This window comes from Mycobacterium sp. (assembly GCF_035603715.1).
Lineage (GTDB): Bacteria > Actinomycetota > Actinomycetes > Mycobacteriales > Mycobacteriaceae > Mycobacterium.
The window spans coordinates 1-12,847 of the sequence record NZ_DATNJW010000663.1; the positions used below are offsets into that span (position 1 = coordinate 1).

General features: G+C 66.2%; 13 protein-coding genes and 1 pseudogene. 8 read left to right on the forward strand and 6 right to left on the reverse strand.

The window, feature by feature from the left end; all coding sequences use genetic code 11:
* Positions 1-388, forward strand: a 388-nt coding sequence (locus VN856_RS26740) for a GMC oxidoreductase (protein WP_325694941.1), incomplete at its 5' end; no start/stop codon positions are given.
* A gap of 9 nt (positions 389-397) precedes the next feature.
* Here VN856_RS26740 and VN856_RS26745 read toward each other — a convergent pair.
* From VN856_RS26745 to VN856_RS26760, 4 genes are all read right to left on the reverse strand, one after another.
* On the reverse strand, positions 398-2,749 hold the full coding sequence (locus tag VN856_RS26745) for a glycoside hydrolase family 65 protein (RefSeq protein WP_325694943.1): 2,352 nt from the start codon (positions 2,747-2,749) through the stop codon (positions 398-400).
* A gap of 9 nt (positions 2,750-2,758) precedes the next feature.
* A complete protein-coding gene (locus VN856_RS26750; protein WP_325694945.1) occupies positions 2,759-3,562 on the reverse strand; it encodes a beta-phosphoglucomutase family hydrolase in 804 nt (267 codons plus the stop codon).
* A 79-nt stretch (positions 3,563-3,641) separates the two neighbouring features.
* Entirely contained in the window at positions 3,642-4,253 is a 612-nt protein-coding gene (locus tag VN856_RS26755; RefSeq protein ID WP_325694947.1) for a TetR/AcrR family transcriptional regulator, read from the reverse strand.
* Between the two features lie 48 nt (positions 4,254-4,301).
* The gene (locus tag VN856_RS26760) at positions 4,302-5,210 is read right to left on the reverse strand and encodes a TauD/TfdA family dioxygenase (protein ID WP_325694949.1); all 909 of its coding nucleotides are present in this window, start codon (positions 5,208-5,210) and stop codon (positions 4,302-4,304) included.
* 121 nt (positions 5,211-5,331) lie between these two features.
* Here VN856_RS26760 and guaA point away from each other — a divergent pair, with 121 nt between their 5' ends.
* Complete coding sequence (gene guaA / locus VN856_RS26765) at positions 5,332-6,885, forward strand: glutamine-hydrolyzing GMP synthase (protein ID WP_325694950.1); 1,554 nt, start codon at positions 5,332-5,334, stop codon at positions 6,883-6,885.
* Positions 6,886-6,887: 2 nt separating this feature from the next.
* On the forward strand, positions 6,888-7,241 hold the full coding sequence (locus VN856_RS26770; protein ID WP_325694951.1) for a UBP-type zinc finger domain-containing protein: 354 nt from the start codon (positions 6,888-6,890) through the stop codon (positions 7,239-7,241).
* Here the strand turns inward: VN856_RS26770 and VN856_RS26775 are convergent, their stop codons facing one another.
* Positions 7,242-7,802 carry a carboxymuconolactone decarboxylase family protein gene (locus VN856_RS26775; RefSeq protein ID WP_325694952.1) on the reverse strand — a complete coding sequence of 187 codons (561 nt, stop codon included), beginning with the start codon at positions 7,800-7,802 and terminating at the stop codon, positions 7,242-7,244.
* A 56-nt stretch (positions 7,803-7,858) separates the two neighbouring features.
* Here VN856_RS26775 and VN856_RS26780 point away from each other — a divergent pair, with 56 nt between their 5' ends.
* The gene (locus tag VN856_RS26780) at positions 7,859-8,647 is read left to right on the forward strand and encodes an SDR family NAD(P)-dependent oxidoreductase (RefSeq protein ID WP_325694955.1); all 789 of its coding nucleotides are present in this window, start codon (positions 7,859-7,861) and stop codon (positions 8,645-8,647) included.
* On the opposite strand, the gene VN856_RS26785 is transcribed toward VN856_RS26780, so the two are convergent.
* A complete protein-coding gene (locus VN856_RS26785) occupies positions 8,644-9,450 on the reverse strand; it encodes an SDR family NAD(P)-dependent oxidoreductase (protein ID WP_325694957.1) in 807 nt (268 codons plus the stop codon). The two genes, VN856_RS26780 and VN856_RS26785, sit on opposite strands and share 4 nt — an antisense overlap.
* Before the next feature lie 83 nt (positions 9,451-9,533).
* Between VN856_RS26785 and VN856_RS26790 the strand changes: the two genes are divergently transcribed.
* From VN856_RS26790 to VN856_RS26805, 4 genes and pseudogenes are all read left to right on the forward strand, one after another.
* Entirely contained in the window at positions 9,534-10,538 is a 1,005-nt protein-coding gene (locus tag VN856_RS26790) for an NAD-dependent epimerase/dehydratase family protein (protein WP_325694959.1), read from the forward strand.
* A gap of 28 nt (positions 10,539-10,566) precedes the next feature.
* The gene (locus tag VN856_RS26795) at positions 10,567-11,133 is read left to right on the forward strand and encodes a helix-turn-helix domain-containing protein (RefSeq protein ID WP_325694961.1); all 567 of its coding nucleotides are present in this window, start codon (positions 10,567-10,569) and stop codon (positions 11,131-11,133) included.
* Between the two features lie 161 nt (positions 11,134-11,294).
* Complete coding sequence (locus tag VN856_RS26800; RefSeq protein WP_325694963.1) at positions 11,295-11,981, forward strand: hypothetical protein; 687 nt, start codon at positions 11,295-11,297, stop codon at positions 11,979-11,981.
* A 32-nt stretch (positions 11,982-12,013) separates the two neighbouring features.
* Positions 12,014-12,847 (forward strand): annotated as a pseudogene (locus VN856_RS26805) (DNA polymerase Y family protein); the annotation flags it as partial.

Consider the following 12,847-nt stretch of genomic DNA (forward strand, 5'->3'; position numbering starts at 1 on the left):
GATCGACGGGGTGGCCGGCGGCACCTGGGGCGAGCTGTTCAACATCCCGTTGACCGCGCACTTTCTCGGCGGCGCGGTGATCGGCGACAATGCCGAACACGGCGTGATCGACCCGTATCACCGGGTGTACGGCTACCCGACCATGTCGGTCGTGGACGGTGCGGCGATCTCGGCGAACCTCGGCGTCAACCCGTCGCTGTCGATATCGGCGCAGGCCGAGCGGGCCGCGTCGCTGTGGCCGAACAAGGGTGAAAACGATCTACGGCCGCGACAGGGCGAGCCCTATCGCCGGCTCGATCCGATCGCGCCGGCTCATCCGGTGGTACCGGCCTCAGCGCCCGGGGCGCTGCAGTGGTTGCCGATCGAACCGATCAGCTCGACTGGTTGATCGGGTCCCTCAGCGGCGCCGGTGTAGCGGTTCGCGTCCGGGTGGCTGCTGCGGCGATGGCAGCAGCGGCTCACGCTTTTTCAACGTGACCGTCGTCGGCGCGCTGGTGCTGAGCTCGAGATCCTCGCCGTCGTGCCGGATGGTCAGTTCACCCCCGGGCCCGTCGCGCAGCGTGTAGGTCGCCTCGTCGTGGACGACGTCCACCGTCAGCCGGAAGTCGCGCCAGCGCAACCGAAACCGCAGTCGTGAGATGCCGTCGGGCAGATACGGGTTCAGGGCCAGGAGTCCCTCGTCGTCGCGCAGGCCACCGAAGCCTGCGACCAGAGCGGTCCACGCGCCGGCCAGCGACGCCATGTGTAACCCGTCGCGGGTGTTGTGGTGCAGGTCGCGCAGGTCAACCAGAGCCGCCTCGTAGGTGTAGTCGTGCGCCAGCTCCAAATGCCCGACGTTGGCGCACATCACGGCCTGGGTGCAGGCCGACAGCGACGAGTCGCGCACCGTGCGCCGCTCGTAGTAGTCGACGTTGCGCGCCTTCTGTTCATCGGTGAATTTGTGGCTCTGCCAGTACATGGCCAACACCAGATCGGTTTGCTTGATCACCTGAGCGGAATAGAGCAACGCGTACGGCTCGTGCAGCAACAGCGGGTAGGCCGTCTTCTCGTTGAAGTCCCACTCGGCATAGGTGGTGAAACCCTCGGACTGCGGATGCACGCCGAGCTCTTCGTCGAAGGGAATGTGGGCGGCATCAGCGGCATCTCGCCACGCAGCGGTCTCGTCGCTGCTCACGCCCATGTCCCGGGCCGTCTCGGAGTTGCGGGTGCACGCATCGGCCGCCACCCGCAGGTTGTGTGCCGCCATCATGTTGGTGAACACGTTGTCCCGGACGATCGCGGTGTATTCGTCGGGACCGGTAACCCCGTCCAGGTGCCATACGCCGTGGCGGTCGTGGTGGCCCAGCGAATGCCACAGTCGTGCCGTCTCGACGAGAACCTCCAGCCCGCAGTCCTTCTCCAGCGACTCGTCGCCGGTGACGACGCGATAGCGCTCGAAAGCCATCGCGATATCGGCGTTGATGTGCCAAGCAGCGGTGCCGGCCGGCCAGTAGGCCGAGCATTCCTGGCCGCGAATGGTACGCCAGGGATAGCTGGCGCCCTTCAGGTCCAGCTGCGCTGCGCGCTCCTTTGCCAAATCCAAAGTTGAAGCGCGCCAACGCAATGCATCGGCGGCTGCGTGCGGCAACGTATACGTCAGCACTGGAAGGACGAATCCCTCAGTGTCCCAGAAGATGTGGCCGTCGTACCCGGTGCCCGTCAGGCCCTTGCTGGCGATGCCGCGCCGTTCGGCTCGTGCACTCGCCTGCAGCAGGTGGAAGAGCCCGAACCGCACCGCCTGCTGGCACACCGGGTCACCTTCGACCTCGACATCGGCGCTGTCCCAGTAGTCGTCGAGAATTTTGCGCTGCGCGTCCACCAGGCCCTGCCAGCCGCTGTAGCGGGCGCTGTGCAACGCCGCGGCGGCCTGGTCGCGAAGCGCGGGACGGGAACGCTGGCTCGACCAGCCGTATGCCAGGTATTTCACGATGCGCAGCTGCTGACCCGGCCGCAGCCCACAGATCACGGTCGTACGGGCGAGGTCGTCGCCCGCGTCGTTGGTGATCTCGACGCGACCTTCGACCTCGATCTCGTGATCCATCGCCGCGGCCATCATCAGCGCACTGGCGCGGGTCCGGTGCATCAGCAGTGCACCGCATTCGGTGTCCTCGTGCTGGACCGCCTCAAGCGGTTTGTCGAGGATGGCCGCGACCCTCGGATCGCCCGATGTCACGGGCTGGTCCTCGTTCGCGACCAGCTCGGATTGCACTGTGACACGGACGAATTCGTCGACCGCCTCGACCACGTACTCGATGGCGACCACACTGCGCTGTGATAGCGACACCAGCCGGGTCGAGGTCACTATGACCTGTTTGCCGACCGGTGACTCCCAATGCGCGTATCGCTTCAGCGTGCCGGCCCGCAGGTCGAGCACCCGCTCGTGGCTCAACAGCTTGCCGTACCGAACGTCGAACGGCTCGTCGTCGACCAGCAGACGCAGGATCTTGCCATTGGTGACATCGACAACGGTTTGTCCGGCCTCCGGGTAGCCGTAGCCCGCTTCGGCGTACGGCAGTGGCCGGACTTCGTAGAACGAGTTCAGATACGTGCCGGGCAGGCCGTGCGGCTCGCCTTCGTCGAGGTTGCCGCGAATCCCGATGTGCCCGTTGGATAACGCGAACAGCGACTCCGATTGAGCCAGAATATTGAGATCCAGCCGGGTTTCGCGGACCTGCCATGGTTCGACGGGGAAGGTGTCATCCGAGATCATGTTTGCGTCCTAAAGCAGTTCGGCGAGATCGGTCACGACAACGTCGGCACCGTGTTGGCGCAGCGCCTCGGCGTGGCCTACCCGGTCCACGCCGACGACGTACCCGAAGTGGCCGGCGTGCCCCGCCTCCACCCCGGAGAGCGCGTCTTCGAACACTGCGGCCGCGGCCGCTTCGACTCCCAGCAGTTGGGCCGCCCGCAAGAACGAGTCGGGCGCAGGCTTGCCGGCGATGTGTTCCTCGCGCAGGGTCACACCGTCGACTCGCTGCTGGATGAACTTTTCCAGCCCGGTGATCTCCAGCACCTGTCGGGTGTTAGCGCTGGAAGACACCACCGCCGTAGCGAGACCCGCGGCGGCCACCTTTTCCAGGTAACGGCGCGAGCCGTCGAATACCTTGACGCCGTCGTTCTGCAGCGTCTCCTGGAAGGCGTCGTTTTTCCGGGTGCCCAAGCCGTAGACGGTGTCCTTGTCGCCCGAGTCGTCTGGGTCGCCGTCGGGCAGTTGGATGCCGCGGCTGGACAGAAACGACCGGACACCGTCCTCACGTTTCTTGCCGTCGACGTATTTCAGGTAATCGTCGACCGGATCGAACGGGACGAACGGCTCGCCGGTCTGCTCGGCATGTTGCTGCAGGAACGCATCGAACATGACTTTCCATGCCTTGGTGTGGACACTCGCGGTGTCGGTCAGGACACCGTCGAGATCGAACAGGCAGGCGTGCACGGCTTCCGGTAGACCCAGCACGGCGGAGCTCCCTTCTGGGATGAGTCGGCCAGGGGGTGATTTCGGCCGCGGCCAGTACCACCTCACCATGCCCGATGCTGGTTCGCCACACGTTCCGGCTGACCGACTGTTTTCCGGCTGTTCGGCTGCTGGACCTTGCGTCGAGCGGTCAGGTCGGAGGTGCGCCGGTGAACGCGCCTTCGGCGAGCCGCAGCCAGGCTTCGCGGAATCGATCGGGGTCGAGTTTGCCTGGTGTTCGCTGGATCAGCAGCTCCAGGATCGGCAGATATGCCAGCGCGGCCACCAACACCGTGCTGGTCGCCTCGGGATCTTCGACCTGCGAGATGCCGGCGTCCTTGGCGGCGCCCAGCGCTCGCGCGGTCCGTTGATACGCGTTGGCCGCGACCGCCGACCACAGCTCCTCGATCATGTCGTCGAGCGCCTCGGGCTCGCGGAACATCACCCGTAGCAGCGGAGAGTTGTCGTCGATGATGGCCCAGATCCGCTCAGCGCCTTGGCGTAACGCCGACTTCGCGTCCGAGGCGTGGGTTCGGTCGTACTCGTCCCGGACGGCGTCCATCTGCTGCACGTGGCGCCGCGTCGCCTCCTGCAGGAGTGCTTTCTTGGACGGAAAGTGTTTGTAGAGTGCACCGGATCCCGGCGACAGGCCGCACGCCTGCTGAATGTCGGCCACCGACGTGGCGGAATACCCCTGGCTCGCGAACAACGTGAGCGCCGCTTCCAGCAACCGGTCGCGGGTGCTGGCGTCCGGAGGGGTCATGGCGCGACCGTACCTGGCCCTCGTGAGTGAGTTACCTCTCACCTACCGTCAGCTCGCGGCGGTGTCGACGGCCTGCAGCGGCACTCCGCTGATCACCCGGCTGCGTTGGCCGTACACGTCGACGGGCACGTCGCCCTGCACGGTGACACGGTGCATGAGCCGGTACTGGTCGTCGTAGTCGTCGATGGCGCGGTGCTGGGTAGCGCGGTTATCCCAGATGGCGACGTCACCCGGTGCCCAATTCCATCGAACAGTGTTCTCCGGCATGGTGATTCGTCGTTGTAGTAACTCGAGGAGGGTTTGCGACTCGTAATTGTCCATCCCGATGAAGCCGCGCACGAAATCCCCGGCCACCAGGGTGCGTTCACCGGTCTCGGGATGCACCCGTACGACGGGATGCTCGGTGCGAAAGTCGATCTTCTCGAACCGGGCCCGGTGCGACTTCTGGTCGTCGGTCAGCGCCTCGGGCGGCGCGACATAGTCGAAGCGGTTGCTGTGCAGCGCCCAGAGATTGTCGGCGAGGTGTTTGAGCGGCTCGGGCAGTGCCTGGTATGCCGCGGCGGTGGAGGCCCACAGCGTCGATCCGCCATAGCTCGGCAGGGTCACCGCGCGCAGGATCGATGCCGCCGGGTAGTTCGCGACGAACGTCACGTCGGTGTGCCAGCGGTTCGCCTTGCCATAGTCGGAGTTGATCGGCGTGATGATCGGCATGCCCTCCTGCTGCACCGCGGGGTGGGCGATGGGCGTACCGATGCGGGTGGCGAAGGCGTGCTGCTGCGCGTCGTCGAGGTGGTGCTGATCGCGGAAGAAGATCACTTTGTGGCGTAACAGCGCATCTCGGATCTGCTCGACGGTGTCGGTGTCCAGATCGCCGGCCAGTCGCACGCCGTCGATGCGGGCGCCGATGCGGCTGCCCAATTGGGTCACGGTCAATGTCGATGTCGACGGAGCCGTCATGGTATGTCCTCTCAACCTCACTGTAGGCATTTGACTACAGTCGCGTGAACGTGAGTGTAGACATATGACTACACTCACGTCAAGCGATGGGCAGATGTGGGTGCGCCTCTAGACTGTGGCGGTGGAGTCAGCATCGCCCCGTCCCGTGCTGGTCGTCGATTACGGCGCGCAATACGCCCAGTTGATTGCCCGCCGGGTGCGCGAGGCGCGGGTGTTCTCCGAAGTGATCCCGCATACGGCGACGGTCGACGAGATCAAGGCCCGCGATCCGCAGGCGGTGGTGTTATCCGGCGGCCCGGCCAGCGTGTACGCCGAAGGCGCGCCGCAACTCGACCCTGCGTTGTTCGACCTCGGTGTCCCGGTGTTCGGTATCTGTTACGGATTTCAGGCGATGGCCCAGGCGCTCGGCGGTACCGTCGCGCACACCGGCACCAGCGAATACGGTCGGACAGAACTGAAAGTCGTTGGCGGTGATCTGCATTCGGATCTCCCCGACACCCAGCCGGTCTGGATGAGTCACGGTGATGCCGTCACCTCGGCGCCGGACGGGTTCGAGGTGGTGGCCACCAGCGCGGGTGCCCCGGTGGCCGCTTTCGAGAATCGGTCGCGTCGACTGGCCGGCGTGCAGTACCACCCCGAGGTCCTGCACACGCCGCATGGCCAGCAGGTGCTCACCCGGTTCCTGCTCGAATTCGCCGGCATCGCCGCGGATTGGACACCGGCCGGCATCGCCGAGGCATTGATCGAACAGGTCCGCAACCAAGTCGGTGACGGCCACGCAATCTGCGGTCTGTCCGGCGGGGTGGATTCGGCGGTGGCCGCCGCGCTGGTGCAACGCGCCATCGGGGATCGGTTGACGTGTGTGTTCGTCGACCACGGGCTGTTGCGCGCCGGCGAGCGCGCCCAGGTACAGCGCGACTTCGTCGCCGCAACCGGTGCCAACCTGGTAACTGTCGACGCGGAGGCGACCTTCCTCGAGGCGCTGTCCGGGGTGACCAATCCCGAGGGCAAGCGCAAGATCATCGGACGGCAGTTCATCCGGGCATTCGAAGGCGCGGTGCGGGATGCGCTGGGGGACAACGAGACTGAGTTCCTGGTGCAAGGAACGTTATATCCCGACGTGGTGGAGTCCGGTGGCGGGACCGGTGCCGCGAACATCAAGAGCCATCACAATGTCGGTGGCCTGCCTGATGACCTCAAGTTCAAGCTGGTGGAACCGCTGCGACTTCTGTTCAAGGACGAGGTACGCGCAGTCGGACGCGAATTGGGCCTGCCTGAGGAAATCGTTGCGCGCCAGCCATTTCCGGGACCAGGCTTGGCGATCCGCATCGTCGGTGAAGTCACCGCTGCCCGGCTGGACACGCTGCGCCGCGCCGACTCGATCGCGCGCGAGGAGCTGACCGCGGCCGGTCAGGACCAGCAGATCTGGCAATGCCCGGTGGTGCTGCTCGCCGATGTCCGGTCAGTGGGCGTGCAGGGCGATGGCCGGACGTACGGGCATCCGATCGTGTTGCGACCGGTTTCCAGCGAAGACGCCATGACCGCCGACTGGACGCGGGTGCCTTACGAAGTGCTGGAACGGATTTCGACCCGGATCACCAACGAGGTGGCCGAGGTCAACCGCGTGGTTCTCGATGTCACCAGCAAGCCGCCCGGCACGATCGAATGGGAGTAACGATGGCTGCTGCCGTCGACCCATCGGTTCCGCCCAGCGGTAGCGGGTGTGCCGAGTGTGATGCCACCGGTGGCTGGTGGGTGCATCTGCGGCGGTGTGCGGCCTGCGGCCACATCGGTTGCTGCGACGATTCGCTGTCCCGGCACGCGACACAGCACTGGCGAGAGACGGGACACCCGATCATCCGATCGTTCGAACCGGGCGAGGACTGGTTCTGGGACTACAAGACCAACGACTACTACGACGGTCCCGAACTTGCCGCACCGGAATGCCACCCCGAGGATCAGACGGTGCCGGGTCCGCACGATCGGGTGCCGCGCGACTGGGCCGCCCTGCTCGGTCAGCGACGCGGGTAGCTACCTCGACGAATCGACCTGGTCGGAGGAGTAGGCGATGACAGGCGTCGACTCGCCGTAGACGTCGAGGGTGTGGATGAAGCGGTGCAGTCCCATCACCCCGGCGCAGGTGAACCCGAGCTCGACGATCTGTGCGGCACTGAAGTGCTCCCCCAACCGCTTGTAGAACTCGTCGTCCATCGCGTGATGATCACTGGAGAGCAGGTCGATGAACTCGACGGCCATCTGCTCCTGCGGTGTCAGCGCGCCGTGGCCCGGGGCGAGCAGGCAGGCGACATCCTCGTCGGTGATCGAGTCGTGCTTGCGTGATTGGCTGCAGGGCTCGCACTCGCCCAGCTGGGCGCTGCGGATCCGCAGCAGCTCCAGAATCCGGCCGCCGAGCAGGGTGCCGGCACCGAGGTGGGTCCTGGCCATGTTGACCTGTTCGAGCTGCGCGCTGCGATACGCGAAGATCTGTAGGGGAACTGGCGTCGCATAGAGCCCGGCCGCGACGCCGGCCTCTACGATTTCGCGGGAGTGTGAGCTGAGCTCTTGCATCGGGATTGGCGCAATACGCGGCATCGAATCAGGCTAACTTTCTTTAGCGTCACCGAAAAGACCGGCGTTGGGAGAACTCGATGTCCAGACTTGCCGGAAAGGTTGCGATAGTCACCGGGGGTGCCGGCGGAATCGGTGCGGCAACGGCGCACGAGTTGGCGCGTGAAGGCGCCGCCGTCGCGGTTGTCGATATCGACGAGGCGAAGGCCGCCGAGGTCGTCGACGAGATTCGGCGGACGGGGGCGCGGGCCGTCGCGCTCGGCGGCGACCTCGCAGAAGAGCAGACGGCCGCAGATGTCGTGCGATCCACGGTGGCGGAGTTCGGCCGCCTCGATGTCCTACACAACAATGCGGCGCTGACCACCAGCAGCTTCCTGTCGCGGGATACCACCGTCACCGAGATGGCGCTTGACGTGTGGCAGCGGTCTTTGGAAGTCAACCTCGGAAGCCAGCTGCTGATGTGCAAGCACGCGGTGCCCGAAATGCGACAGAGCGGCGGCGGTTCCATCGTCAACATGTCGTCGGGGGCGGCGCTATCGGGTGATCGGACCCGCCTGGCCTACGGGGTGTCGAAGTCCGGAGTGCACGCCTTGACGATGTACGTCGCGACCAGCGAGGGAAAGAGTGGCGTGCGGGCGAACACCATCGTGCCCGGATTGATCCTCACCGACGCCGTCCGCGCGCATCTATCCGAGGACATCATCGGTCGTCTCGGCCGCGCCACGCTGACGCCGTACCTCGGGCAACCACAAGACGTCGCCGACCTAGTCGTGTTCCTGGCTTCGGTGCAGTCTCGCTACATCACCGGACAAATGATTGCGATCGACGGCGGAATGTCCGCACACGTCATGATGGACACCGGCGACTAGCTCGGGCCGAGCACGTACGCGGCGGTCTCCGGATGGTGATACCAGCCGCTGGCGGCCTGAGTGCCGCCATCGACGTGGATCGTCTGCCCAGTGATGTAGCTGGCCATGTCGGACGCGAGAAACACTGCCGCGCCAGCCATTTCGTCGACGTGGCCCGCGCGGCCCATCGGGACCGTGCGACCGAACCGCTGCTCGGCGCCCGGCGGGGCTATTTGCATGATGCCCTCGGTCAAGGTGATGTCGGGGGCCAGGGCGTTGACCCGGATGCCGTGCGGGGCGAGTTCGAGTGCCGCGGTCTTGGTGTAGTTGATGACGCCGGCCTTGGCCGCCGCATATGTCGCGAAACCCGGTGCGGCGCGGACACCTTCGATCGACGTGACGCTGATGATGCTGCCCGACAATTTCTGCTCGACGAGAACGCGGGCCACCCGCTGGGTGCACAGGTAGATGTGACGCAGGTTGGACTTGTACAGCGCGTCCCAGCCGTTCTCGGTGGTGTCGAGGATCCCCGACCAGAAGACCCCGCCGGCGTTGTTGACCAGAATCGTCACCGGACCAAGCTCGGCGGACGTCTGCGCCAACGCGGCATCCACCGCAGCGCTGTCGCGCACGTCGACCGTGATGCCCAGCGCACCGATCTCCGCTGCGGCGGACGCGCACGACTCGGCGTTGCGTTCCCAGATCGCCACCTTTGCGCCGAATGCCTTGAAACCCGCCGCGATGCCGCGGCCGATGCCCGAACCGGCGCCGGTGACAACCGCGACGCGGTCGGTGAGAAGGATGCCTGAGGGATCGAGTGTCATGAATCTGAATATAGAACAATCGCACGTCAGGGTTTACAGTTGTGACTTAATATGTTCGATATGTAACACCAAGGAGGACGTCCATGCCCAGCACGATCTTCGTCACCGGCGCGACCGGGCAGACCGGCGGCAACGTCTGCGAGCAGTTGATCGAGCGGGGCGACCGGGTTCGGGCCCTGGTCCGCAATCCGGACGAAGCCTCCGCGCTGTCCGATATCGGAGTCGAGCTGGTCAAGGGCGACATCCGCGACAGCGACGACGTGCTGCGCGCGGCCAAGGGTGCCGAGGCGGCCATCCACTGTGCGGCATTACTGGGCGGCGCGAGCCAGGACCTCGAAGACTTCAAGGCGGTCAACATGGCCGGCACCGCCAACGTTTTGGATGCGGGCAAAGCGCACGGCATGCGTCGGGTGGTGGCACTGAGCACCGCCACCTTCCTCGATCTGAGCACCGGCGTCGACTTCGAAGAGGCGCCCGTGCTGGACCACCCACCCCAAGACCCCTACACCGTGACCAAGCTCGCCGCCTTTCAGGAAGCGCACCGGCGCGCCGCCGCGGGCGACGACGTGCTGACGTGTCACCCGGGCGCGATCTTCGGCCCTGCCCCGGTCGTCGACCGCGCCTTGCACCGAACCAGCTTCAACCGGGTGCTGCTGGCGGGAATGCGCGGAAAGATCAAGCGCTACCTCGCTTTTCCGGTGACGTGGGTGGCAGGCAAGGACGTCGCGACGGGCTCGATCGCGGCGCTGGATCGCGGCGCGGCCGGCGAGCGCTACCTGTTGGTCGGCCGACCGCGGGAAAGCTTCAGCACCGCCGGCGGAATCAATCGTGCCTGCGAGATCGCCGGAATCGACCATCGTGTCGAGGATCTCGATTACCGCACGGATCCCGAGGCGTTGACCGCCGAATTCGGGCCTACCTTGATGGCCATTGCGAAGGCGGCGGCCAAGAGCGAGCGCAAGCTGAGAACCGACGACAACCTGACCGCCCGGCGCCTCGGTTATGCGCCCATCTCCTTCGACGACGGGCTGCGGCTACTGATCTCGTGGCTGCGTGGACTCGGCCGGCTCGATCCGGTAGCCGCCTGAATTCGGGCTGAACGCAGGAGTTGCCGTCGTGTCGATCGCCGAACCGCACGGAGTCGGTTCAGCTCGCGGCGACCTGGCCGATCGGATACTCGAGGCCGCACGGCGGCTCATGCTGACGACGGGCGCCCGCAAGTTGTCATTGTCGGATGTGGCAACCCTGGCTGGGGTGTCACGGCCGACCATCTATCGCTACTTCGTGTCCAAAGAGGACCTGATCGATGCGCTGGGAACGCATGAACGACGACGTTTCGACGCGGCGATGGAACGGGCGATGAGGGGAGTCACCGGCATCGCACGGCTGGAAGCCGCGGTCGACCTGGTGGCGACTTTCGTGGAAGACCAGCCGCCCGGGCGCCAGCTCGATCTGGATCCCGGCTTTGCGCAGGACCAGATGGCGCGGGCGTTGCCGATGATCAGCGAGAGATTGGTGCTGGTCTTGGAGCAGTGCGTTCGTGAGGACGGCTTCGATGCCGCGGCGAGCGTCCGTGATCGTGCCGGTGCGATCGCGCGAGTCGCATTGAGCCACTACATGTTTCGAGAGGACGACCCAGCGGCGGCGCGTCGGGAGATTCGCGCTACGGCCGGTCTTCGCTGACAGTCGATCCGCGGCCCACGCGCACCAGAAGCCACATGAGTACCGGCTGTATGAAGCGGCCCCTCGCGTTTCTTGACGGTGTCGGAGGGCGGGTGTTGACTACTCCTATCGAACATACATTCGAACATCATTGGTAACACCCGTGGCCCAAGGAGGTGGTGATGACGGCGATTCTCGCCACCGATCAGCCTCATCACGACCGTGCTGAACAGCTGAAACAACTGCGCCGGCAGATGGCGTCGGTATCCGGGAAGGTCGGCACACCTCGGCGCGGTCATGTCCACGAGCATGCCCACGCCGACGACCTGCTTCCGGATTCGGAGGCCAGGCTTCCGGTTCCGCAGTTGCTGGCCACTGTGTTGCCCGACGCGTTGCCGCGGGGAACGGTTGCGGTGCTGTTGGGTGCCCGATCGCTGTCGCTGAGCATGGTGGCCGCGGTGACGGCCGCCGGTGGGAACGCGGCCATTGTCGGCCAGCCGGATGTCGGCCTGCTGGCGGCGGTGGAAATGGGAGCCGATCTGAGCCGGCTTGCGGTGATTCCGGATCCCGGGACCGACCCGGTAGAGGTGGCGGCGGTGCTGATGGACGGGATGGATCTGATCGTGCTGGCATTGGGCGGGCGCTCGGTGCCACTGACCCGGGCCCGGGCCGTGGTGGCCCGTGCTCGTCAGAAGGGCTGCACGCTGCTGGTCACCGACGGCGACTGGCAGGGTGCATCGATACGACTGGAAGCTCGAGTCTGCGGTTACGAAACTACTTCGGATAAGCCGGGTTTCGGACGGATCAGCAAGGTGCGGCTCGAGGTGTGCGGCGCCGGGCGGGCGATCAGGCGAGCTCGGACGGGGTAAGTGTGGCTTCCCGGGTATTGGCGATTTGGTGCATGGACTGGCCCGCGGTTGCCGCCGCGGCCGCCGCGGGATTGCCGGCGACGGCCCCGGTCGCTGTCACGCTGGCCAACCGGGTGATCGCCTGTTCGTCGGCGGCCCGTTCGGTGGGCGTGCGGCGAGGGCTGCGGCGTCGCGAGGCGTCGGCCCGCTGTCCGCAACTGCACGTCGTGGCCGCCGACGCCGACCGCGACGCCCGCTTCTTCGAAGGGGTCGTCGCGTCGGTGGACGACCTGGTGCCTCGCGCCGAGGTGTTGCGTCCCGGCCTGGTCGTGTTGCCGGCCCGCGGGGCGGCCCGCTTCTTCGGGTCCGAGCAGCAGGTCGCCGAACGACTGACCGATGCAGTGGCCGCCGCCGGCGCCGAGTGCCAGGTCGGGGTAGCCGATCAGCTGTCCACCGCGGTATTCGCCGCCCGTGCGGGCCGCGTGGTGGCGGCGGGAGAGGACGCGCGATTTCTGTCGGCGCTGTCGATCCGGCAACTCGCCACCGAGCCGAGCCTGTCCGGTCCGGGGCGGGCAGATCTGGCAGATCTGCTGTGGCGGATGGGAATCCGCACTATCGGGCAGTTCGCCGCGCTGTCGCGCACCGACGTGGCTTCCCGGTTCGGTGCCGATGCGGTCAGTGCGCACCGGTTCGCCCGCGGCGAGCCGGAACGCGGGCCGTCCGGGCGAGAGCCGCCGGCCCAACTCGATGCGGTGCTGCACTGCGATCCACCGATCGACCGGGTCGACGCCGCGGCATTCGCCGGGCGCTCGTTGGCGAGCGCGTTACATCAGACGTTGATGGCAACAGGGGTGGGCTGCACTCGGCTGTCTGTCCACGCCGTCACC

Excerpts from the sequence above, each read along its gene's own strand:
- VN856_RS26790 (WP_325694959.1), top strand. The coding sequence starts at position 9,534 with ATGCCCAGCACGATCTTCGTCACCGGCGCGACCGGGCAGACCGGCGGC.
- VN856_RS26785 (WP_325694957.1), bottom strand. The coding sequence starts at position 9,450 with ATGACACTCGATCCCTCAGGCATCCTTCTCACCGACCGCGTCGCGGTT.
- VN856_RS26800 (WP_325694963.1), top strand. The coding sequence starts at position 11,295 with ATGACGGCGATTCTCGCCACCGATCAGCCTCATCACGACCGTGCTGAA.
- VN856_RS26780 (WP_325694955.1), top strand. The coding sequence starts at position 7,859 with ATGTCCAGACTTGCCGGAAAGGTTGCGATAGTCACCGGGGGTGCCGGC.
- VN856_RS26770 (WP_325694951.1), top strand. The coding sequence starts at position 6,888 with ATGGCTGCTGCCGTCGACCCATCGGTTCCGCCCAGCGGTAGCGGGTGT.
- VN856_RS26745 (WP_325694943.1), bottom strand. The coding sequence starts at position 2,749 with ATGATCTCGGATGACACCTTCCCCGTCGAACCATGGCAGGTCCGCGAA.
- VN856_RS26775 (WP_325694952.1), bottom strand. The coding sequence starts at position 7,802 with ATGCCGCGTATTGCGCCAATCCCGATGCAAGAGCTCAGCTCACACTCC.
- VN856_RS26760 (WP_325694949.1), bottom strand. The coding sequence starts at position 5,210 with ATGACGGCTCCGTCGACATCGACATTGACCGTGACCCAATTGGGCAGC.
- VN856_RS26755 (WP_325694947.1), bottom strand. The coding sequence starts at position 4,253 with ATGACCCCTCCGGACGCCAGCACCCGCGACCGGTTGCTGGAAGCGGCG.
- VN856_RS26750 (WP_325694945.1), bottom strand. The coding sequence starts at position 3,562 with ATGGTGAGGTGGTACTGGCCGCGGCCGAAATCACCCCCTGGCCGACTC.